Origin of the sequence: Nostoc sp., assembly GCF_036917375.1 — a bacterium.
Lineage (GTDB): Bacteria > Cyanobacteriota > Cyanobacteriia > Cyanobacteriales > Nostocaceae > Nostoc.
On sequence record NZ_JBALDN010000055.1, the window covers coordinates 26,788 to 48,962 of the forward strand.

The window sequence follows — 22,175 nt, forward strand, 5'->3', positions numbered from 1 at the left end:
CTATCTCAATTAAGCAGACAAATAGCTCAAGCAACTTGTTCAAGGTAGGCAAACTTCCGTCAGATTATACTAAATTTCCCTATATTTTTTATGAAATTTCCCTATATTTATTATTACCTGTGTTAATCTGAAGTACTCAAGCTAGCCTGCTATTTATTGGTTTTTGTATCTAGAGAATTGTAATTATTAAACTGACATTAAATGTTGAGAGATTGAATTATGAAATCCTCTTCTATTATTTTATCCGTTGTGATTAGCGCAATCACTCTCAGTCAGAGTGCCTATGCTAACCAAGAGAATGTTCCCATAACAATAGGCGATCGCGATCTGGCTGGAGTTTTATTGACAGAACCAGCTACGATTAACGCTACATGGAGCAATTTTATTGGACAGACTAATAATCCAAAACAAACTGCTGAATCAATTTCGCTAATGCAGGAGCGAGGATGCCAAAAAATTAACCCGCTTGAGTTCATCAATAACCCCAGCGCTTTTTTTAAGCAATGTCAGGAGCCAACCAAGACTCAAAGTACTGAACCAATTGAGTATCTTAAGGTTCCAAAACTGGATTCTGGTATTAGGGTGACAGTTACTAAGTTTTGATATGGGAACTTTTTTAACAAAAAATAGCTAATTCTTGGTAGTGTGATTTATCTAGAGAATTTACGCTCAAATATGGATGAAATATTTATGCTGGCTGCTTTAGCTCAAAGCAGAAAAGCTTTGCCGGAATGTTTGCCGAATCCACCAGTAGGCTGTGCGATCGCATATGGCCCAATACGGTTCAGTTAAGCAAATTTATCTGTTAAGGCAGGCAGGGGGAGCAGGGGAGGCAGGGGGAGAGAAAAAAGGCTTAACTGAACTGTATTGGCATATGGCCAAGAGATAGTAGCTCAACGATACACGCAAGCACCAGGAAAACACCATGCTGAAGCTGACGCACTTAAACAGATTTAAGGCAAAGCTTTCAACTTATTGAAAATGTATGTAACTCCTGAACTTAGGAGTTTTAGACTATTTCCGACTTCTCCAAAAAGTGGGAATGTTGTTTTTCAAGCTATGCTGCACAACAATCAACTAGATACCCTTACACAAAAATCTTTTCGTATCAAGAGGATATTAATTGGGGCGATCGCAGGTGTTACTGTCTTGCCAAGTATTATCCTTGATGTTAGTGTTACCACTGTTATTATTTTTAGTCCATAAAATCTCTCTCGGAGTAATCAAGTTGATAATACCGTATTCAGTACAGATGTCTGCGTACAATTATGACACAAGTGCAATTGTCACAGATATCTGCGTCTTCTTGGTCATCCTAAATCCCAGGACAGAGATATGAGTAAGAATGAATGTAAATATGTACCAGTGCTACGTCTGCGCAAGTGTTCTGAATACTGCATAATTAATTTCACTAGACTCCTAATTACCAAGTATTTGACCAGATTCTTAAAGAGAGCTGTTATTAAATAGGGAGAGCAGAAGAAGTTATTTTTTCATGTTTAACGAACGCCCCCTATGTACCTAGCTTGATATAATTAGATTATTTTACAGAAAAATGAGGTAAAAATGGATATTTTATGTTTAATGAGTTTTTTTATTTAATGCGATTAAATCTATTAATAAGCAGACTAGGAACATTTCAATAAATGAAAGTTTCGTAGATTTTAAACTTTGCTAATAATTTATTTGTTAGGAAATGAAATCGTTGGTCGATATTTTTTCCTTCTTTTCAGTAACACCATTGGATAACTAGACTAAATTTAATTGTTAATTGTATTTTATATGCAAAAATAAATGATAAAAGAATGTAATTACTTCAAAGGATATGCTAATAATACTTTAGGTAATTGATTTGTGACTGGTGATGATGTTATTATTAAGGAGTAGGTTGATTTTGGGTTTATTATCTCCAAGAATTAACTTGTAATGTATCATAGACCAGAATTCATCAGTGTTGCAAATTGTGATTAGACCTCTTGCATAAATTACAAATTAAGAACCCCACCCCGCCAAAGCGTAGCTTTGTCTCCCCTCCCCGAAAGTGGGAAGGAGATTAAGGGATGGGGGTTAAGTAGTTTTGCAAGATATCTATTGATTAGCAGTGTGAAATGGCTGTGGGTCTGAATATCTAGACTTGATACCAATAAATTGATGAGGTTACAGAGGAGCAAATAACCATGAGCAACTTAACATCTCCACATACCGAAGTTCAAAAAACGAAGAAAAAAAGTTTAGTCGCAGATAAAAAGCCTCGAGCTACAGATGATATTGTGCGTAGTTATCTGCAAGAGATCGGGCGTGTAGATTTGTTGACTCGCGAACAAGAGGTTATTTTTGCCCAACACGTGCAGCAAATGATGAATTTATTAGCTGCTAAGGAAGAATTGGCTGTGACATTAAACTACGAACCCACACTGCAAGAATGGGCAGATCGGGTGGAGTTAAGTGTGGAGGTGCTAGAGCAACAGCTAAATTTAGGACACCACGCCAAGCAGAAAATGATTCAGGCTAATCTCCGGTTAGTGGTAGCTGTGGCAAAGAAATACCAGCACCGGAACCTAGAATTTATGGATTTAATTCAAGAAGGTACTTTAGGTTTAGAACGAGGGGTGGATAAATTTGATCCCGCTCTTGGTTACAAGTTTTCTACTTATGCTTACTGGTGGATTCGTCAAGGAATTACACGGGCGATTGCTCAACAAGGACGTACAATTCGTTTACCTATCCACGTCTTTGAGAAACTGAACAAAATTAAACGGGTGCAGCGAGAATTATCTCAACAGTTGGGTCGCGTTCCTACTACTGGTGAAATTGCCACTGCCTTATCTTTAACACCTAGCCAAGTTCGAGAGTGTTTATACTTAGCCCGTCAACCTTTCTCTCTAGAGGCGAGAGTTGGCGAACAACAAGATACAGAATTGCAGGACATATTGGAGGATGATGGCCCTTCTCCTGAAGATTATGCCGTTGAAGAATCTCTCCACCAAGATTTACAAGACTTATTGGCAAAGCTGTCTCCACAGCAGCGAGAAATATTAACCCTGCGCTTTGGTCTAACGGATGGCTATGAACTTTCTTTAGCACAGATTGGCGATCGCATGGGTATCAGTCGAGAACGGGTGCGTCAGATAGAACAAAAAGCTCTCAGTCTCCTCCGACGCCAAAAGGAACAAGTACGTAGTTATCTAGCTAGCTGAGGTTATTTTTTTATAATTTAAGGCATTGAAATTTAGGAAGTCACCATAATGGCTGTATAAAATTCAGTCATTCTGGGGGAAAATAAACCTAAATAATCTCTCTTAAAGATTTGATATGAGTACACCAAAGACAGTGCAACAATTGCAGGTACAATGGGTGACTTCTGAAAACTTTCGGCCTTATGGACAGGTGATTTTTGCAAGTCTTGATGGCAAAGCTTACGGCGGAGAAGATGCCCAGTTAAACTTGCAAAACGGGATTCCACGATTTTATCTTATGCGGTTGGAGAAGATAGGGCGAAAGTTCCACAAAATTACTCGCCATGTGCAATGCACTCAATGTCTGGGTTCTTTGGAAGGGAAGGATTGGTTAATTGCAGTTTGTCCTCCTAATAATGATGTGAATGAACCAGCATTAGAAGATATTGCTGCTTTCCGCATTCCGGGGAATTGTTTTATCAAGCTACATGAGGGTACTTGGCACGCTGGCCCCCATTTTGACCATGAAGCTGTAGATTTTTATAATTTGGAACTAGCTGATACCAATATGGTGGATCATTTCACCCATGATTTTCTCAAGAGTCATCAATTAGAGTTTGAGATGGTTTAGGTAAGATTAGTTTAATTATAGATATAGACAAGCTCTTTTCCTGAATCAGTTCAAGTATTACGTCAGTTTGGTTATGATGTATGGATGTGTAATGTTAGCCTAGAAATTGCATCCCAGCAGAATGGTTGCGTAGAAGTTTCCACTGCTTTTGAAATTTTTCTTAAACATTCATTTTATGTCTTCTTCCAAGTCTCAATCTTCTAACAAAAGCTTTGTTTACCGCGAATTTGGCAATGACAACTCCGCCGCCACAGAAAGAACGATTCCAGAACTACCCCCACAACAACAAAATCTAAAAGTACAAGCTTCTCGCAAAGGACGCAAAGGCAAAACCGTCACAGTCGTTAGCGGTTTTCAAGCCAAACCCGAAACCTTAACAGATTTGGTGAAGCAGTTGAAAACCCAATGTGGGACAGGTGGGACACTTAAAGACAACGAAATTGAAATTCAGGGCGAACACAAACAGAAAGTTGTTGAGATTTTGACCAAGCTAGGTTACAAAGCCAAAATTAGCGGTGGCTAATGTGTTGAGTGCGGTTTACCGTATCTTCAGCGCTATCTAGATTAAGAGAGGGAATGTTATCTTTGAGAGGTACAAATATGCTTGAACAATGGTAAATTACTTTGCCAACAAGCTGTTTTTTCTGAGATTAACAGGAGGTTTAAATGGATTTAGTTCGGATTCTGTGTGCCATTTTCCTGCCACCTTTGGGAGTTTTTTTACAAGTAGGTTTTGGTATAGACTTTTGGATTAATATACTTTTGACGCTGTTTGGTTACATTCCTGGGATTATTCATGCAGTGTGGATAATTGCTAAGAAATAATTCTTTGTAGAAGTAGGTTAAGCGTACCAATATCTGTGTTAGTGATTGTTATAGAGGCAATTCATGAATTGCCTCTATAAAAAAGTTTTTAAAATTAACTACTTTGTATTTGTAACTTTAATTAAACAAAAATCTCTAAAAATACTATTTTATTTTTTAAATATACATAAACACTACCCAACAAAATCCGATATCTAAATAAAAGTTGTAAAAACAATATTTATCAAGTCTTTAATGTAAGCTTGTGTGTGACGGTAAATACCGAATTAACTCTAACTTTTTAACATGGCATAGAGTCTAAATTCTAGAAGCAAGGGGCAGATGTGCAATTGCCATTGCACAGTTGAAACGTTTAAATCTTTGATTAACCCAGTGCGTATATCTAATACCCAGCCGTGAACCATAGGTGCTTTTCGCTCATGGAGTACTTGACGCATGACGGAAGTTTGGTAAATATTTTTCACTTGCGCCACAACATTGATTTCCGCCAAGCGATTCAGACGTTCTTCTCTTGTTGGCAAGGCGTCAATTTCTTCTTGTTTCTCTAAATACAGTTCCCGAATCGGATTTACCCAGTTATCAAGAATTCCGATAGTTCTCCCTTCTAAAGCTGCCTTAATTCCTCCGCAATCGTAGTGACCACAAACGATAATGTGTTCCACTTTCAGGTGTAAAATTGCGTATTCTAAAACGGCTAAAAAGTTTATATCCGTTAGAGAAACTTGATTGGCAATATTACGATGTACAAATAATTCTCCTGGTTCTGTACGGGTAAACTTTGTTAATGCCAGACGACTATCAGAACACCCAATGTATAGAAAAGGTGGTGTTTGTCCATTAGATAATTCTTGAAAGTAAGTTGGATCTAAAGCTAACTTTTCGGCAACCCAAGCCTGATTATTTCTGAGGAGTTCATCAATGCTGTTGTATTTCATCTTTCGTCAACTTCGAGAGAGAATCTCATCAATATTTTATTTTAACTGATCTACAGTTTTGTCTAAATCAAGATGAACTTTCTCAAAACTAAAATCTTATAAAGATGACAATTTTTTTCAATCGGGAGCAACAACTTTGTTATCGTTATGATGGTTGATTGACCAACGGTGATCGATAGTTACAGAGGAAAACTCGCAAATTTCTTCTAGTCGCTTTTGCTGTACAGCAGCTTTACGGAGAGTAATAATTAGCTGATTCACCTGATGCCGTAAATCTGGGTTATCATTTACAGCTAACATAGTTTGTCTTTCTAAGAGTTGAAGTATAAGTTCGTAGTGAATAGGCGAAGGTAGAGGAATTTGCTCCATGAAGTTAACTTTTGATTTCATATTTGGGATTTTGTATTAGTCACAGTTTATTTCTTGTTAATAAATTGTTACATAATAAATAACTAGTTGCTTATGGCTTTGGTTTGATTAGCAATGAAGATTTGGCAAAGATATTAATGCTATTTGATAGCAAAGTGCTGCGTGTATACGCATAGTATGCCCAACTGCTTAACTATTATGTGCAGTTGCCCTGCGCCTTTTAGGGCAGGTGGGGTGTTTATTTTAAAAATTCCTCGGTAAAATACGAGCGATCGCAGCGCTGGGATCTGGTTGTTTTACCAAAGATTCTCCAATGAGTACAGCAGATGCACCTGCTGTCAGCACTAAACTCAAATCCTCTGGGTTGTGTAGTCCTGACTCGCTGACAACAAGGATATTTTTCTCTTGCAATTGTCTACCCCTTGCAGCCAAAAGTTGGCAAGTAGTTTGCAGATCGACAGAGAAATCTTCCAAATTGCGATTATTGATTCCTATCAAGGAGACTCCATCTAAGGCTAACACACGGTCAAGTTCTTCCAAGCTATGGACTTCAATCAAGGCTGCCATTTTCAGGTTGTTAGCAATTTTCAGGAAGTATTGCAAATCTCGATCGCTCAGGATCGCTGCAATCAACAAAATCGCATCTGCACCCTGAACCCGCGCTAAGTACATCTGGTAAGGATAAATAACAAACTCTTTGCATAGTAAAGGTAAATCTACGGCAGCCCGGACTTTGGCTAAATTGTCAAAACTACCTTGAAAGAACTTGACATCTGTGAGTATAGAAAGACAACTAGCACCTCCTTGCTGATAAGACAGGGCGATCGCTACTGGGTCAAAATCTGCTCGTAAAACGCCTTTACTCGGTGAAGCTTTTTTAACTTCGGCAATCAATGCTGGCTTTGTCTTACCTTGACGCAAAGCGGCAACAAAATCACGGGTTGGTGGCGCAGAAAGTGCTTGATGTTGCAATTCCCGTAAAGGCAGCCTTTCACGCATTTGGTCAACTTCTACTTCTTTATGCCAGACAATTTCTTCCAAAATGTTGTTTGGCGCTGCATCAGGTACGGCAGCCTGATAACGTAACATGGACACGGAAATAGCTGGGTTAGGTGAACGGCGACGGATTTGCATAATTAGTCATTAGTCATTGGTCATTAGTCATTGGTCATTAGTCATTGGTCATTTGTCCTTGTTTATTGACAAAGGACAAATGACGAAGGACAAATGACTTAAATGGCTCGTTTATAAGCTTCGTCTAGGACTTCCGAAAGTGTTGGGTGGGCGTGAACTAGATGTGCAAGATTGTGGATAGATTGACGGTTGGCGATCGCAGCTGACGCTTCATGAATTAAGTCTGAGGCGTGCAGTCCGAAAATGTGAACGCCCAAAACTTCTCCGGTGTCTTTGCGATATATCACCTTGGCAATACCGTCGGCTTCATTTTCTGCCAACGCTTTGGAATTTCCTTTGAAGTAACTCCTACTTGTGGCAATTTCAAATCCTTCAGCTTGTCCCAACTCCTTAGCTGCTGTTTCAGTTAAGCCTACATAGCTGACTTCTGGGTGGGTAAACGCTGCTGCGGGGATGCTGCGATAGTCTACTATTCTTTCCCTCCCAACTATATTTTCTACCGCGATGATGCCTTGAGCAGAAGCCGCATGTGCTAACATCATCTTCCCATTAGCATCGCCAATTGCCCACAAATGCGGCACAACTTCACCTGCTGATAGTACTGCCATGCGATCGTCTACTGGAATAAAATTCCGTCGATCGACTTCCACACCCACAGACTCTAAACCAAGATTTTTGGTCGCCGGGATGCGTCCCGTAGCCACCAAGCAAGCATCTACTTCGATGACATCTACATCTTCCTTTGTTTTGAAATCTGCTAACTCAATCACCACAGGTGAACCGGGAATGACTTTTTTGGCGTATATCCCGACTTTCGTTTCAATATCGCGGGGAGTAATTAGCACGCGTTCGGCAAGTTTGGCAATATCGCGGTCAAATCCTGGCATTAACTGATCTAGGGCTTCAATCAAGGTGATTTCACAACCCAAAGCTGAGTAAATATCAGAAAATTCTAAGCCGATATAACCACTGCCAATAATTGCTACCCAGTCTGGTAGAGACTCCAACTTAACGCCTTGATCGCTGGTAAAGACAGTTTTACCGTCTACTTCAATCCCTGGAGGTACAAAAGGAATTGAACCTGGCGAAAGGATAATGTCTTTGGCTGTGATGGTTTTTTCACCACCGTCTCCGATGATCGAGACTTTTTGCGCCCCAGCGATTTTTCCCCAGCCTCTGATTATATCGACTTTTAGACGTTTGAGGCTGTTGGTTAAGTCGCCTTGAATTTTCGAGACGAGATCGTTAGCATGATTAGCGATCGCTTGGCGATCGAATTCTACGCTACCAATTTGAATTCCTAGTGACTTGAGGTGGTGGGCATTGCGTAACTCCCGCACGCGTCCAGATGCTGCCAGCAGTGCTTTAGAAGGAATACAGCCCCGATTAACACAGGTTCCTCCCATATCAGCAGCTTCAATAATTGCTGTTTTCAAACCACAACTTACGGCGTGTAAGGCTGCGCCATGTCCGCCTACACCAGCGCCGATAATTACTAAATCGTAATCATATCCTTGACTCACGTTAGTTTCCCCGTGTGCTTCGCCTATTTATTCTCAACTTGACCGACAATCAGCGCAACCCTTTTAACAGTTATCAGTTATCAGTTTTATCGCTGAACTCTAAATCCCTTACCTTACATTACCCTGACTGTTTACTGTTGACTGTTCACTGATTTCAGGTTTGGGTATTGCTAACTCAAATTATGATTCACTCACTTCTGGCGAAAATATGGATATTTTCATTATATGGGTTGGTTTTCCCAGAAAAGCGACAAGAAATTAAGTGAGTATTTGCAGGGTAATGAAGCTGATTTCCAGTTCTAAGCTAGTTAATGAATAAAAATTGCAGTCTCATTCAGAATCTTCCACACCTTTTTCTTTACAGCGCGTTAGCGTAACACTAAGCTGGGTTTAGGATTGATCCAGAAGATTTACGCAGGCGATCGCTCGATGTCTATTCCCAAAATTAGTGAATTTACTATCCGCCGTCATGCCAACGCCAAATCTTTCCAGCGGGGCGAGGCATATTATAACGCTGGTGCTGTTAATGCCGTTATCCAACGTGGTCATCGGCTTCAGGCAGATGTTCTAGGCACCGAAGCTAGACCTTATCATGTCAGCCTGAATTTCGATAGCAGTGGGTTAACCTCAGTAAAATGCACCTGTGCCTACGACTATGAAGGGTGGTGCAAACACATAGTAGCGACGATGCTCGTTTGTGCGCGTAACTCAGAAAATATTGAGCAGCGCCCCACCCTTGAGGAACTACTAAATCGCCTGAATTATATCGAAACTCAAAGGTTGCTGCAAGAGTTGGTAGCAGAATACCCCCCTCTAATTGAGGCGATTGACCGCCATGTAAGTTGGATGACGAATCCTGCTGACAACCAAACAACCATAAAATCCGTGCGCCGCAGTACTATCGATCCGGCTGCTTTTCGGCGGCAAGTACGGCAGATTCTCAAGGATACCGTGCGCTACTTTGAGGAGGGGTACGAAGATGACCCGATTGGCGAAGATTTGCTGAGTGTAGTGCAAACTGCGGTAGATTTTAGCGAACGGGGAGAAGGTGAAAATGCGATCGCTATTTTGTCAGCGATTACCTCTACCTGTGCGGAAAATTGGGATGATGTTGCCGAATACGGCGCTGAAAATGATGAAGTTGTCGCAGAATTAAATAATGCTTGGTGTGAAGCAATTCTCGGCACCGAACTTACTCCAGAAGAAAAAGTTGATATTCAAATAAATTTAGAAGCTTGGCAAGATGAGTGGAATGCTGATTTTGGTCTAGTTATGGAGGCTTTACGCCAAGGTTGGGATTATCCGCCACTGGTACAAGTTCTCCAAGGTAACATTACTGAAAGGGGAGCATGGGAAGAAGACGTACCAGATTATGCTGATGATTTGGCATTAATTCGCCTAAAAATTCTCGAACGTCAAGAACGTTATCAAGAATACCTGTATTTAGCAGAAGCGGAAGGGCAAACCCAGCAATATCTGACAATGTTGGGGCGTTTAGGCAGGGTGGAAGAAGCAATTGATGCTGCTCAAACCCAGATGAACTCAATGGAAGAAGCTTTTGCTTTAGCGAAAACACTCAGCGTTCAGGGGGCATTACAGCAAGCACTAGATATAGCCCAGAGTGGATTAAATTTATCAGGTAATTGTCAGTACGAATTGGGAATTTGGACAAGTGATTTAGCTGTTGAGTTGGGTAATAATGAAGCTGCTTTATTAGCAATCAAAGCGGCTTTTGAAATAAAGCCCTCTTTTGTGGACTACCAAAAAATGGCAGAATTAGCTGGGGAAAACTGGGAAAGTGTCAAAATAGACCTGCTGAGAATTGTCCGTACTTATAGTGGTTGGGGAACAGAATCAGCCAAGGTGGATATATTCTTGCATGAGGGGCTAATTGATGATGCAATTGCGATCGCTAGTGAACTAAGTTCCGATCGTTCAGAGTTAATTCATCGAGTTATGGATGCTGCTATCCCTCATAATCCGAGTTGGGTGATTGCTAATGCTCGTCGCCGTGCTGAAAAGATTATGGATGCAGGTAAAGCCGAATACTACTATTACGCAGTTGAATGGTTAAAAAAGGCGCGTAATGCCTATTTGGAATCTGGGAAGAAAGCTGACTGGTTAAGCTATCGGGAAAACTTGATGCAAACTCACGCTCGTAAACGTAAATTGATGGGAATGTTTAAGCAAAGTGGTATGGAGTGAAGAAGGCAGCAAGTAGGAGGTTTCAATGAGCGGTGTATGCTTGTCTTTCAGAGACGCACAAGGAAAGACCTACACTGATTGCAGCACACTAAATCAGAAATTTGGTATCAGATTTAAACTGTAAAAAAAGCACGGAGATACTAGTAGTCTGCCAACCCAAAAATGCGCTTGTGAGGGTTGTGAGGGCTGGGGAAAGGGGAAAGGGAAAAGGGTAAGGGATTTAAACGCTTTCCCCCTTCCCCTTTACCCCGCTTGCGTTCGCTTGGCGAACTACTAGGCGTAGCTTGCTTCCACATAGTGGTAGGGAAGCCTTTGACTACATAAATTTTCCCTACCAAGAATTTCGGGCAACGCATAATTTATTTAATTTCACCAGATATCTTATTGATACTTTTAAGTCTGCAATCATCAGATGATGATTTAGCTTTTAAATTGAGATTTGCTCAAGATATCAACTTTAGCGACAAAAGATGAAGTAAGATTCACATCTGAAGCAGTCCCCGTATAATCTCATAGTTACTGACATAAATAGTCCAGTGCGATGATTGATAAATACCCTCAGAATCTTATACTGTCCTGCTTACCGCTGAGTATGTTTCTATTACTTAGCAGTACATCTTTAAGTCCACTGAAAGCTCAGGCTGTTGATACTACACAATTACCAACTAGTGATTTCACCCTATCACAACAAATTCCACCACCACAGGATATCCAACCACCCACACCTTCACCACTTCCCTCACCTGAAGTGCCACAGCCACTCCCCCCACCAGCAGAACTACTTCCACCCTCTGCCCCAACTCCCACACCTGATACACCACTCCCTGGCAACTTTCCTCAAACTATTGTTGTTGAACGCTTTGAAGTTGTTGGTAGCACAGTTTTCAGTGCCCAAGAATTAGCCCTCGCCACTGCTGAATTTACCAAACGACCGATCTCACTGACTGAAGTGTATCAAGCACGTTCTAAAATCACCGATTTATATGTCAAAAATGGTTACATTACTTCTGGTGCCTATATTCCACCTCAAACAATCCAATCTGGTGTTGTCAAAATTCAGGTGGTCGAAGGTAAATTAGAAGATATTCAGGTAACTGGGACTCGGCGGCTGAATCCGAATTATGTCCGTAGCCGACTAGCGATCGCGACATCACCACCTCTGAATCGCCAGCGTCTATTAGAAGCCCTGCAACTTTTGCAACTTAATCCTTTGATTCAAAACGTGACTGCTGAACTCTCAGCAGGATCGCGGACGGGTACGAGTCTTTTGGAAGTTAAAATCAGTGAGGCAAAAACCTTTAGTGGGCAAATAGTTCTTGATAATGGGCGATCGCCGAGTGTTGGCAGTTTCCGACGTGGATTACGATTGAATGAAGCCAACTTACTCGGATTGGGGGATGGTCTGAGTGTAGGCTATACCAATACTGATGGCAGCAACTCCTTTGACGCTAGTTACACATTGCCTCTCAATCCCCGCAATGGAACTCTTAGCTTTAACTATGGCACTACGTCGAGTAATGTCATTGAGCCTCCTTTCGACACTTTAGATATCGAATCGGCTTCTCGCTACTACGAACTGACATTCCGCCAGCCAATAGTTCAAACTCCTACACAAGAGTTCGCCCTTGGGTTGACAGCCTCCCGACGCGAAAGTGATATTTCGTGGAGACTACAAAAAGAGAGCGAAGGAGGGTTTCCCCCCTCTCTACTTTCACCTGGTGCTGACGATCGGGGACGCACTAGGGTATCGGCGTTGCGATTTTTTCAAGAATGGACGAGTCGTAACAGTCGTGAAGTCATCGCCCTACGCTCTCAATTCAATTTAGGCATAGATGTGTTGGATGCCACAGTTAATCAAGATGCTCCCGATAGCCGTTTTTTTGCTTGGCAAGGGCAAGCGCAGTGGGCGCGCCTTTTAGCTCCTGAAACCTTACTATTACTTCGTTTAAATACGCAACTAGCATCTACAACACTTCTGCCGATAGAGCAATTTGGCTTGGGTGGACAGGATAGCATTCGCGGCTACCGTCAAGATTACCTGTTAACGGATAATGCCACTTTTGTTTCTGCGGAAGTTCAAGTACCGATTCTGCGCTTACCGCAGATAAATAGCATCTTACAGGTTATCCCCTTTGTAGATTTTGGTGTTGGCTGGAATAGTTCTGGTAGAGAGAATCCCGACCCTAATACTTTAGCTGCTGTTGGTCTGGGGTTGCGTTGGGCACAGGGCGATCGCTTCACCGTTCGTCTTGACTGGGGTATTCCTTTGGTATCTGTTAACTCAAATGAGAGAACATTACAAGAAAACGGTTTGTATTTTAATTTACTCTATAATCCTTTTTAAGCGCTGCTCGTGTCCACCCTCAACTCTAAATAGGGTGGATATGGACAGTAGTCAATGATGAAAATATAAACATTATTTAAGCTTTTATAAAAAAGACCCTGGGTTATGATTCCAGGGTGAATACACGTTTTTCAGGCATTAATAGGTTGAATAATAACTTTGTAAAATAGTTATTTCTACTATCTATAGAATGATACAACAGTAAATTTAGTTATTTTAGTCTATGGATATATCTGCCATTGGGAGTATACAAATATTGGAAAAGGCAAGTGATGCAGCAATATTCTGATTGGATTAACCTTCAAAGACTGTAATTAATCCATATAATTTCAGCTAATTTTATTTTTGTTGAGGGCATCAAAATACATCCAAAATTAAATGTAATTTATTGGGAGATATGCGCAAAATAATCGGTGGTGAAGGAGAATAACTTAAGTATTTTTAGGTAGTTGCACAGTAAATAAACTACCTTTCCCTACTTCAGAAGCGACCTTGATAGTTCCTGCGTGCCCTTCTATAATGCGATGGGATAAATGTAGTCCTAAGCCACTACCTGAGCGTTTATTTCTGCCTTGGCGAAATCGCTCGAAAATTGTTGCCCGATCTTCTGGTGCAATTCCATATCCTGTATCTTCTACTTCAATTATTACCGAATCTGGATCTCCTGGATTAGATGATGTTTCATAAATGCGGATTGTTATGCCTCCCGTATCTGTAAATTTGATGGCATTTGCAATCAGGTTGTTTAACACTCGCCGTAATTCTAAACGATCGCCCATGATAATAGCAGCGTTTGGACTCAGTGGATCTAATTGACGGGTATCAATTTCCAGAGTCAAGCCTTTTTCATTGGTTAGAGGACTTAGTTCGCTGACTACTTCTTGAGATATTTCACATAAATCGCATTCTTCCCAATTCAAGGTTTTTTTACCCGCCTCAAAGCGATAGACCTCTAAGAGGGTGTTGACCATTTCCATCAAGTTTTGGTTACTGCGAATCATGACTGCGATCGCTTGTTTCATTTCCGGCGAAATTTTGCAGAATGTTTCCATTTCAAACAAATTCAACATGCGATCGGCGGCTACTAGGGGAGTTCGCAAATCATGAGTCAGACGGGAAACAAAGTCTTCCCGTTGGCGGGCCATTTTTTGTTGTTCGTCGAGACTGTGCTTGAGACGTAATAGCGATCGCACTCTTGCCAGTAGTTCATCAGTATCAAATGGTTTACGAATAAAATCGTCAGCACCAGCATCCAAACCTTCGACAACGCTGGATTGGTGAAAGGCAGTAATTAATAGAATTGGAATATAAGAGATTGCAGGGTTATTCCGAATTCGACGCGTGACTTCATAGCCATCTATCCCTGGCATCATTACATCTAACAGAATCAGATCGGGTGGAGATTGCTCAATTTTCCGTAAAGCCTTGATTCCATCTGAAGCCAAATCAATTTCATACCCCTCACTTTCTAAAATTGCTTGAACCAAAATAAGATTATCTTGAGTGTCGTCAACTGCTAAGATCCGATAAATTTTATTATTTTCAACTACAGACATGATTTATAAATTTTTATCAGTTTTTTTGGAAGTAATTTTTTAATTTAGGATATTCTATTGGTGCTTTCCTGGCTTGAGAAGATGACTGATGAGGATTTTTAGCAGGGCAAAAAAAATCGTCGTTCTCGTTATCTAACTGTGAAGCTGGAGCATTGGCTGCTACAGCTGGTAATGTAATTTGACGTGGCAATTCAATTTTAAACCTTGAACCAACGCCCAATTTACTCTCAAGAAATATTTTACCGCCCATCATTCGCACTAGCGAATCTATAATTGCCAAACCCAGACCTGTACCTGGATATTTGCGAGTGATAGTTTGATCGACTTGCCGAAATGCCTCAAAAATATGCTTAAAATCTTTGGGGGCTATGCCTATACCTGTATCTTGAACGATAATTACTACTCGATTTGCAGGGAGTTCCTTAACCTCAACCCAAATTTCACCAGCCTCTGTGAATTTAATGGCGTTGGAAAGCAAGTTAATCAAAATCTGTTTGACGCGAACCGGATCGTTAAATATCAAAGGATTTTGCAAATCGGTTTGTACTAACAATGAAAGATTTTTAGCATCAGCGAGGGAACGCATTTCACTGACAACGATATTGATTACCTTTGATATATCAAATCTTTCCGCCTTTAAATCTAATCCTCCTCCCTCCAGCTTGGAAAAGTCGAGAACTTCATTGAGCAGCATCAGTAAATGCTTCCCATTATTCAAAATGCGCTCAACCATATCTGCTTGCTGATGCGTTAGTTGGCCGAATTTAGGACGCAAGAGTATTTGCGAAAAACCAATAATCGCATTCATCGGCGTTCTCAGTTCGTGAGATATAGTTGCTAAAAAAAGTGATTTTAGACGTGATGCCTCCAATAACTTGAAGTTTTGCATTTGAATCTGTTGCTGTTGTCTCTCCAATTCTTGGTTCTTAAAAATCAGTTGTTCGTGAGTTTCTCTAAGCTGCTGATTTGCCAAATCTGCCTGTATTTCCGCCTGATAAATCCGAATTGCATTCCGCAAAACCTGCGACAATGTTTCTGGGGATATTCTAGACTTAGAGAGATAGTCTGTAGCACCAGCTTTCAATAATTGGAGAGTAATTTTTTCATCTCCTTGACCGGTTAGGACTACTAAAGGAACTTTAATTTCTGAAGAACGTAGCTGTTGAATCAAGGTTAGTGCATTTCGATCTGGTAAACGATAGTCGAGGAAAACACAATCGTAAGTAGTAATGCTTAAGACAGAGAATGCTTCATTACCATTGTTTACTTCAGACAGTTCTATCTGAACACCTGCTTTAGTTAGGGCAGAACAGATTGCTATCCGGTCTACTTCGTCATCGTCTACAACCAAAATTTTCAGCGTCTCTTCCATCGGTTTTTATTTTCGCCGCCAAACATAGGTTGATGTATAATATTTATCTTTTCAGATTATCCAACTAAAGAATATAAGATTTTCGGACATCTAAAACCTGTAATTTGTTGATTAAGATATTTTGCATAAGATCCACTTTAATATCTGCTTGACATTCATCGCATTAACTTCCTTATCCTCCATTAGTAGTATGTCGTTCGCTCTTTCGGGCCTTTCCTTGGGTTGAATTGAGTCTGTTGTATCTTCAATCTGGTTAATTTACCAGATGGTAACTAAACTCCTAACAAATGACCAATGTCCTGCAAAAAATCAGTATTTAACAAGCAGACACCGCTAATATAAAGTAAAATAAAATACTTTACCAAGCTTAAAACTAATTGTAGATGAGCGAGCAAGCCACCGTCGTCAGTCATTGGTGAGAGTTGCATATTATTATTGTGTACCATAAGCTTGAACTGTTTTACCTATCAGGTTAGTTAGACCGGGTAAATAAAAAAGTAATATCTATAGCTGTTTGTGAATCTGAAGTAATCCTACCTCCTGAAATTTCAACAATTTTCTTAGCGATCGCCACATCTGTGTTAGTATTTATCCAGGTATATCGAACTTATAGATGTTCGCAAAATTACCAAAACTTAATTGCTAACAAAGGTTCCCGACAAAAGTTAGGCAAAAATTCAAAACCTAAAAGGGGAGAGGTTCGCACAAAGCGGCTTGTATTATATCCTGGGGAAAGTCAGACGGACAAGTTCGTTACAAAGGACTACGAACTACTTTGCTGTTTCTGATTTCAGCAAATTTTAACACTGCCTGATTCCCTTGCATGGAGGAGCTCTATTGGCTCTATCAATCGGATGAATCCAAAGATTTGATTAAAATCGCTCGCAACCATCTTTTACTTTCTCGTAAAGCAACTTCACACGGGGTAATTTTTTCATTTTCATAAGCTTTTTTTAAAGTTGTAAGTCAAAATAATACTAATTAACGCATGGAACATAGCAACTAAAAGCTGAATTGTCAGCAATGAGGAGCAATTTGGCATTCGTTTCAATATTTCATACTTTTTGTGTAAGTATCTATATATCTCCAGCTAGATTTGTCCTCTATCTAAATATAAAAATTTTGGCTATTTGTTATTTCTATCGGTGGATGCAGACAGGTTGAAATATCATCTATCTTGAGTTTGGGAAAATAATAAGAGATAGTAGTTACAAAAGGCAATACTTTGAAAGATGCAAACAGCGCAAGAGTGAGTGTAGCGATGAATGAAATTAGTATTATTTTAATTGAAGATCATGACTTAACGCGAATGGGGCTACGAGCAGCATTACAGTCTCATAGTGCATTGAAAGTAATTGGAGAAGCGGCAAATGCTACTCAAGGATTAAAACTTTTAGAAACGGCAAAGCCAGATGTCGCAGTAGTAGATATCGGCTTGCCTGACATGGATGGCATCGAACTCACTCGTAAATTCAAGCGCTCCCAGGCTGAAAATGGGCAATCTACTACGAAGATTCTCATCTTGACAATGGATCATACAGAGGATGCTGTACTTGCAGCCTTCGCAGCTGGCGCTGATTCTTATTATATGAAAGAAACCAGCATCAGTAAATTAACCGAGGCAATTCAAGCAACTCACGGCGGTAACTCTTGGATCGATCCGGCAATTGCCAACGTGGTATTGCGGAAGATGCGCCAAGGTATTCCTGGAGAAAGTCAAGGTTCTGACAAGCCGAAGACTGTAAAAATTGAAGCGCTGGCGACAGAATACGAGCAAGTTTTGGAAACATACCCTCTGACTCAACGGGAACTAGAAATCCTAGAGTTGATTGTAGCTGGGTGTAGCAATGGGCAAATTGCCGAGAAACTTTACATTACAGTTGGCACTGTAAAAACCCATGTTCGTAATATTCTAAATAAACTATGTGCTGATGACCGTACCCAAGCTGCTGTGAGGGCCTTACGTTCGGGGTTGGTGGCCTAAGGTATTAGGGACAAGGGAGATGAGGGGACAAGGGGATAAGGAAAATAACCAGCCACAATGCCCCATACCCACTGCCCCATTATCCCAATTTTTCCCGCAAGCAATTAGCAATACGTAGTGCTGCTCCCGGTTTACCCATGCGTCGCCCACCATTTTCAGCAATAATTTGCAAATTATCAGGATTTTTAAATAGAGATTGTACAACCTTCGCTACATCTGCTGGTCGATCGATTAAAATCAAAGACGATCCGAGAAGACGACTTTGAGATTCAGCAAAGCCAGGGTTATATTGTGGCCCATTACCGGGAATTGCGATCGCAGGTTTGCCTAAACCGATAAACTGTTCTGTGGCTGTACCTGCCATTGCGATCGCTAAATCTCCCAAATGCAAGCAATCATTATAGGCTTGTTGTGTCAATAGCAGATAAGCATTTCTCTGTTTAAATGTCAAGACGTTTGGATCGCGAAGTTGGATAGGAGATGCTGATTCAGCGCGCCAGCCTTGGGATTGTACACTTTGGGATAAAATATTAGAGTCTAAACCAGGAGCGATCGCACCTAAAAACACTACTTTGTTAGAACTATAAAAGATTGAATCTCGCTGTTGAAAACTTGTCATCAATGCAGATACGGCAATCATAATTGTTTCCCAGTTAGTGTATGCTTCTGGGGGACGAGAACCAGGAAGAAGAGTCACTACAAAAGGTCGAACTATCTCTTGCTGTTGGATATTCTGACTATAAAATTGTTGGCGTGAAAACCTCGATTCTAGCCCATCCATCATCGGATTACCCAAATAGAAAGCTGGAATTGGCCATTGTTTTAATGTTTCCGTTGTCAGCGCATCTCTAGGGAACACAGCCTGACAACGGCGACGACTCATTAACCAACGTTCCCAAGGATGGTAAACTGAACCAGAAAAGTTTTCCCAACCTGCGTCTTTAGATTTCCGTGGTAATAATCCAGCTTCATCTCGTACATAATATTCAGATTTTGCCGTACCGACAAAAGCATAATTAGCGCCACTGAATGTTGCAAACAACAGCGGCACAATATCCCCCACTGCTAAAATCGCTCTTCTATTACCTAATTTTTTTTGAGAACTTACCCAACGGCGGATAGCTTTAATTTGGCTGAAGGTAAGTTGCAATAAACCACCGCGTACATCCCGTGCTAATTGGCGGCCATCCATATAAATAAAGCCGCCAGAAGGCATATTCAGGACTGAACCGATAAAGGGGATATCCAACTGTTCATAAGCACGTCCTTCACCCACCAGAGGCAAAGCAAATACCTCTGGTGGGTTTGGTTGTCGTTGAAGTTCTTGCAAAATCCGAACTGCAATCATGTCTTCCCCATGACCATTACTTAATACAAGTAACCGCAAAGGAGAAGTTGCAGATTGAGAGTTAGAAGCTAGAGATGACCGAGATAGATTACTCATAGAAACAAAATATCAAAATTAACTGTCTGTTTGGGTAAGAGGTATAAATAGGGAAATCGACAAGGAACCTGGAAGTTAGTATTATCCCTATTCCTTTACTTCCCTACAACTAATACCAATTTTGGATAGGAATGTAATTGTTTGAAATTTCTAGAACAGCCTTTTGATCAATACTTTTAATCAAAAATCTAAAATCTAAAATCCAAAATTAGTATAACTCCCAGTTAATTAGGTTAAATATTTATGCGAGTTTCTACTACTGCTATTTTTACTTTAGCTACTTTAGCTGCTGGCAATGTTACTGGGCAAGCAACGGCTGCACCTGCTAAAACCGTTACTCCAACTGCAAAAGCTGGTAACTTGGTAGTGCCGATAATTGAAGACACTCCCGCACGGGTAGAGACAATTGCTTCCCCAGAAACTATAGTTGCACAACAATTTTCCCAAAATCCCGTCGTCGTGCAAACAGGTGCAAACAAAAATTCCCCAGTAGTCTTAAAATCAACAGACAAGGGAAATTCATCAGTAACACTCCCTCTCACTCCCTCTTTTTCCCCTTCATCCCCCAAAACTCCTGCGACTGAAAGCAATTTAGTTGTCACAGCTACAGATGTACAGGTGGTGGGAGCCAATCAAGAATTACAGCAAATCATTCGCCAGGTAATTAAAACCCAGGTGGGTGGAGAAACCAGTCAAAGCCAGCTACAAAGAGATGTAACAGCAATTTTAAATACAGGTTTATTTAGCAATGTCAGTGTGAATAGCTTTAGCACACAGGCTGGATTGAATGTAGTATACCAAGTCCAACCAGTGATTGTGCGTTGGCAAAGCCCGCCGCAGGCATCGCTGCAACTATCTGGTGCTAAAGTACTTACCTATCAAGTCGCCCAACAACGTTTGCAATCTCAAATTGGAACCACTATTAGTCCCAGTGGACTGCAACAAGCAGTAGCACAAATTAACAAGTGGTACGCCGACAATGGTTATAACTTAGCACGGGTGTTATCAATTAAACCTAGTTCTCAAGGCATTCTCACTGTGAATGTCGCTGAAGGTTTGGTGAGTGATATCAAATTTCGCTTTGTCAACGATGAGGGTAAAACCCTTGATAGCAAGGGTAATCCTGTTGGAGGACGCACCAAACCAGATTTCTTACAACAACAACTCAAGTTGAAACCCGGTCAAATTTTCCAAGAAAATGTCGTTAAACAAGACATTCAACAGCTATATCATACTGGTTTATTTGAGAGTGTGAATGTTGCCTTAGAAGGAGATGCAACAAAACTTGATTTAGTCTACCAACTCAAAGAAACTGGGGCGCGTGGTGTTAACTTGGGTGGTAGTTACAATGCCGATCAAGGATTGGTAGGTACAATCAGCTATCAAGATCAAAATGTCGGTGGTGTTAATGATACTTTAGGTGTGAATGTTGGTGTAAGTAGCCGAGACTTGCAGTTTAATACCAAATTTACCAGTCCTTATCGGATAACTAACCCCGATCGCTTGGGCTACACTGTAAATGGTTTTCGCAGTCAGGAACTTTCGGAAACCTTTGATGACAAGATTAAGTTAGCCAACGGCGACAAAGTGCGAGAAGGGCAAATTGGCGGTGGTGTCAGCTTGCAGCGACCAATTGATGATTGGAATACCTCATTAGGATTAAATTATACCCGAACTAGTATTCGCGATCGTCAAGGTAATATTACCCCAACCGACGCTCAGGGCAATCCCCTCTCTGCGAGTGGAACTGGTATTGACGACCTAACGACCGTATCCTTCACCGCCACCAAAGACCAACGAGATAATCCCCTCAATCCAACTCAAGGTTCCGTTCTAAGTCTGAGTACAGAACAATCTATACCCATCGGCGAAGGTAATATTTCCCTTAATCGCCTCAAAGCCAACTACAGCCAATATTTACCAGTACAGCTATTTAACAGCAAACAGCCACAAGTATTTGCAGTGAATCTGCAAGCTGGTACCGTCCTTGGGAATTTACCGCCCTACGAAAGTTTTAACTTGGGTGGTTCCAACTCAGTGCGCGGTTACGATTCTGGCGAAGTTGGCAGTGGACGCAGTTATGTATTAGCTTCCGCAGAATATCGTTTTCCCGTTTTACCAATCGTCGGCGGTGTATTATTTGCTGACTTTGCCTCAGATTTAGGTTCTGGTGATACTGTATTAGGAGATCCGGCAGGTGTACGAAATAAACCAGGTTATGGTTTTGGTTATGGGGCGGGAGTGCGATTAAATTCACCACTAGGCTTAATTCGGGCTGACTATGGCATTAACGACCAGGGAGAAAGCAAAGTGCATCTGGGAATTGGACAGCGATTTTAATTTGAGTTAAGGCGTTGCGGAGAAAGTCATATCCCAATACGGTTAGGGGAAAGGGGAAAGGGTAAAGGGGAAAGGGTAAAGGGGAAAGGGGAATAAAAAACCTTTAACCGCAAACCCATTCCCCTTTTCCCCAAACCCTATTCTGAGTTCAAAATACTTATCCGAACCGTATTTCAGTCATATCCAGAATTAAATATGCGTTATCCAGAACCCTTGTAGAGACGTAGCACTGCTATGTTTCTACATTCTTTTTGGCTCATACAGCAGATTTCAACTTGGTGAGGTACACAAAAGCTTAAGTCTGTTACCCAGGTATAAAGCGTGTTTTACTCCTGAA

At 40.9% G+C, this 22,175-nt stretch carries 17 protein-coding genes; 9 read left to right on the top strand and 8 right to left on the bottom strand.

Annotated elements, in window-relative coordinates; genetic code table 11:
• Positions 1–219 precede the first annotated feature (219 nt).
• The 5 genes from V7K45_RS14115 (at position 220) to V7K45_RS14135 (ending at position 4,632) form a co-directional block, all read left to right on the top strand.
• The gene (locus tag V7K45_RS14115) at positions 220–603 is read left to right on the top strand and encodes a hypothetical protein (RefSeq protein WP_335004353.1); all 384 of its coding nucleotides are present in this window, start codon (positions 220–222) and stop codon (positions 601–603) included.
• A gap of 1,574 nt (positions 604–2,177) precedes the next feature.
• Positions 2,178–3,197 carry an RpoD/SigA family RNA polymerase sigma factor gene (locus tag V7K45_RS14120; protein ID WP_335004355.1) on the top strand — a complete coding sequence of 340 codons (1,020 nt, stop codon included), beginning with the start codon at positions 2,178–2,180 and terminating at the stop codon, positions 3,195–3,197.
• Between the two features lie 115 nt (positions 3,198–3,312).
• Positions 3,313–3,807: an ureidoglycolate lyase gene (locus tag V7K45_RS14125; RefSeq protein ID WP_335004357.1), complete on the top strand. Its 495-nt coding sequence runs from the start codon at positions 3,313–3,315 to the stop codon at positions 3,805–3,807.
• Positions 3,808–3,982: 175 nt separating this feature from the next.
• Positions 3,983–4,330, top strand: a complete 348-nt coding sequence (locus V7K45_RS14130; RefSeq protein WP_335004360.1) for a translation initiation factor — start codon at positions 3,983–3,985, stop codon at positions 4,328–4,330.
• Between the two features lie 143 nt (positions 4,331–4,473).
• Positions 4,474–4,632 (top strand): YqaE/Pmp3 family membrane protein, encoded by a 159-nt coding sequence (locus V7K45_RS14135; RefSeq protein ID WP_179065728.1) that lies wholly within the window; start codon positions 4,474–4,476, stop codon positions 4,630–4,632.
• Positions 4,633–4,904: 272 nt separating this feature from the next.
• Here the strand turns inward: V7K45_RS14135 and V7K45_RS14140 are convergent, their stop codons facing one another.
• The 4 genes from V7K45_RS14140 to lpdA all read right to left on the bottom strand — a co-directional run bounded on the left by V7K45_RS14140 (position 4,905) and on the right by lpdA (position 8,593).
• Complete coding sequence (locus tag V7K45_RS14140; RefSeq protein ID WP_335004362.1) at positions 4,905–5,567, bottom strand: carbonic anhydrase; 663 nt, start codon at positions 5,565–5,567, stop codon at positions 4,905–4,907.
• 117 nt (positions 5,568–5,684) lie between these two features.
• Positions 5,685–5,936, bottom strand: coding sequence for a DUF5340 domain-containing protein (locus V7K45_RS14145; RefSeq protein ID WP_094349807.1), 252 nt, complete (start codon positions 5,934–5,936; stop codon positions 5,685–5,687).
• A 243-nt stretch (positions 5,937–6,179) separates the two neighbouring features.
• Complete coding sequence (gene trpC, locus V7K45_RS14150; RefSeq protein ID WP_335004364.1) at positions 6,180–7,070, bottom strand: indole-3-glycerol phosphate synthase TrpC; 891 nt, start codon at positions 7,068–7,070, stop codon at positions 6,180–6,182.
• Between the two features lie 98 nt (positions 7,071–7,168).
• A complete protein-coding gene (gene lpdA, locus V7K45_RS14155) occupies positions 7,169–8,593 on the bottom strand; it encodes a dihydrolipoyl dehydrogenase (RefSeq protein ID WP_335004366.1) in 1,425 nt (474 codons plus the stop codon).
• A gap of 429 nt (positions 8,594–9,022) precedes the next feature.
• Here lpdA and V7K45_RS14160 point away from each other — a divergent pair, with 429 nt between their 5' ends.
• Both V7K45_RS14160 and V7K45_RS14165 read left to right on the top strand, forming a co-directional pair.
• Positions 9,023–10,798: an SWIM zinc finger family protein gene (locus tag V7K45_RS14160; protein WP_335004428.1), complete on the top strand. Its 1,776-nt coding sequence runs from the start codon at positions 9,023–9,025 to the stop codon at positions 10,796–10,798.
• 541 nt (positions 10,799–11,339) lie between these two features.
• Positions 11,340–13,142, top strand: coding sequence for a ShlB/FhaC/HecB family hemolysin secretion/activation protein (locus tag V7K45_RS14165; protein WP_335004368.1), 1,803 nt, complete (start codon positions 11,340–11,342; stop codon positions 13,140–13,142).
• Between the two features lie 431 nt (positions 13,143–13,573).
• Here the strand turns inward: V7K45_RS14165 and V7K45_RS14170 are convergent, their stop codons facing one another.
• The 3 genes from V7K45_RS14170 to V7K45_RS14180 all read right to left on the bottom strand — a co-directional run bounded on the left by V7K45_RS14170 (position 13,574) and on the right by V7K45_RS14180 (position 16,516).
• Positions 13,574–14,698 carry a hybrid sensor histidine kinase/response regulator gene (locus V7K45_RS14170; protein WP_335004370.1) on the bottom strand — a complete coding sequence of 375 codons (1,125 nt, stop codon included), beginning with the start codon at positions 14,696–14,698 and terminating at the stop codon, positions 13,574–13,576.
• A gap of 16 nt (positions 14,699–14,714) precedes the next feature.
• Positions 14,715–16,070 (bottom strand): ATP-binding response regulator, encoded by a 1,356-nt coding sequence (locus V7K45_RS14175; protein ID WP_335004372.1) that lies wholly within the window; start codon positions 16,068–16,070, stop codon positions 14,715–14,717.
• A 272-nt stretch (positions 16,071–16,342) separates the two neighbouring features.
• Positions 16,343–16,516: a hypothetical protein gene (locus tag V7K45_RS14180; protein WP_335004374.1), complete on the bottom strand. Its 174-nt coding sequence runs from the start codon at positions 16,514–16,516 to the stop codon at positions 16,343–16,345.
• A gap of 815 nt (positions 16,517–17,331) precedes the next feature.
• On the opposite strand from V7K45_RS14180, the gene V7K45_RS14185 reads away from it, so the two are divergent.
• On the top strand, positions 17,332–18,054 hold the full coding sequence (locus V7K45_RS14185; protein ID WP_104908003.1) for a response regulator transcription factor: 723 nt from the start codon (positions 17,332–17,334) through the stop codon (positions 18,052–18,054).
• A gap of 79 nt (positions 18,055–18,133) precedes the next feature.
• Here the strand turns inward: V7K45_RS14185 and V7K45_RS14190 are convergent, their stop codons facing one another.
• A complete protein-coding gene (locus V7K45_RS14190) occupies positions 18,134–19,498 on the bottom strand; it encodes a lipid-A-disaccharide synthase-related protein (RefSeq protein ID WP_335004377.1) in 1,365 nt (454 codons plus the stop codon).
• A gap of 243 nt (positions 19,499–19,741) precedes the next feature.
• On the opposite strand from V7K45_RS14190, the gene V7K45_RS14195 reads away from it, so the two are divergent.
• Positions 19,742–21,838 carry an outer membrane protein assembly factor gene (locus V7K45_RS14195; RefSeq protein ID WP_335004379.1) on the top strand — a complete coding sequence of 699 codons (2,097 nt, stop codon included), beginning with the start codon at positions 19,742–19,744 and terminating at the stop codon, positions 21,836–21,838.
• Positions 21,839–22,175: the final 337 nt, after the last annotated feature.

Coding starts and splice junctions, on each gene's coding strand:
- V7K45_RS14180 (WP_335004374.1), bottom strand. CDS start 16,516: ATGGTACACAATAATAATATGCAACTCTCACCAATGACTGACGACGGT.
- V7K45_RS14125 (WP_335004357.1), top strand. CDS start 3,313: ATGAGTACACCAAAGACAGTGCAACAATTGCAGGTACAATGGGTGACT.
- V7K45_RS14120 (WP_335004355.1), top strand. CDS start 2,178: ATGAGCAACTTAACATCTCCACATACCGAAGTTCAAAAAACGAAGAAA.
- V7K45_RS14140 (WP_335004362.1), bottom strand. CDS start 5,567: ATGAAATACAACAGCATTGATGAACTCCTCAGAAATAATCAGGCTTGG.
- V7K45_RS14190 (WP_335004377.1), bottom strand. CDS start 19,498: ATGAGTAATCTATCTCGGTCATCTCTAGCTTCTAACTCTCAATCTGCA.
- V7K45_RS14160 (WP_335004428.1), top strand. CDS start 9,023: ATGTCTATTCCCAAAATTAGTGAATTTACTATCCGCCGTCATGCCAAC.
- V7K45_RS14135 (WP_179065728.1), top strand. CDS start 4,474: ATGGATTTAGTTCGGATTCTGTGTGCCATTTTCCTGCCACCTTTGGGA.
- V7K45_RS14145 (WP_094349807.1), bottom strand. CDS start 5,936: ATGGAGCAAATTCCTCTACCTTCGCCTATTCACTACGAACTTATACTT.
- V7K45_RS14170 (WP_335004370.1), bottom strand. CDS start 14,698: ATGTCTGTAGTTGAAAATAATAAAATTTATCGGATCTTAGCAGTTGAC.
- V7K45_RS14130 (WP_335004360.1), top strand. CDS start 3,983: ATGTCTTCTTCCAAGTCTCAATCTTCTAACAAAAGCTTTGTTTACCGC.
- V7K45_RS14185 (WP_104908003.1), top strand. CDS start 17,332: ATGAATGAAATTAGTATTATTTTAATTGAAGATCATGACTTAACGCGA.
- V7K45_RS14165 (WP_335004368.1), top strand. CDS start 11,340: ATGATTGATAAATACCCTCAGAATCTTATACTGTCCTGCTTACCGCTG.
- V7K45_RS14175 (WP_335004372.1), bottom strand. CDS start 16,070: ATGGAAGAGACGCTGAAAATTTTGGTTGTAGACGATGACGAAGTAGAC.
- trpC (WP_335004364.1), bottom strand. CDS start 7,070: ATGCAAATCCGTCGCCGTTCACCTAACCCAGCTATTTCCGTGTCCATG.
- V7K45_RS14115 (WP_335004353.1), top strand. CDS start 220: ATGAAATCCTCTTCTATTATTTTATCCGTTGTGATTAGCGCAATCACT.
- V7K45_RS14195 (WP_335004379.1), top strand. CDS start 19,742: ATGCGAGTTTCTACTACTGCTATTTTTACTTTAGCTACTTTAGCTGCT.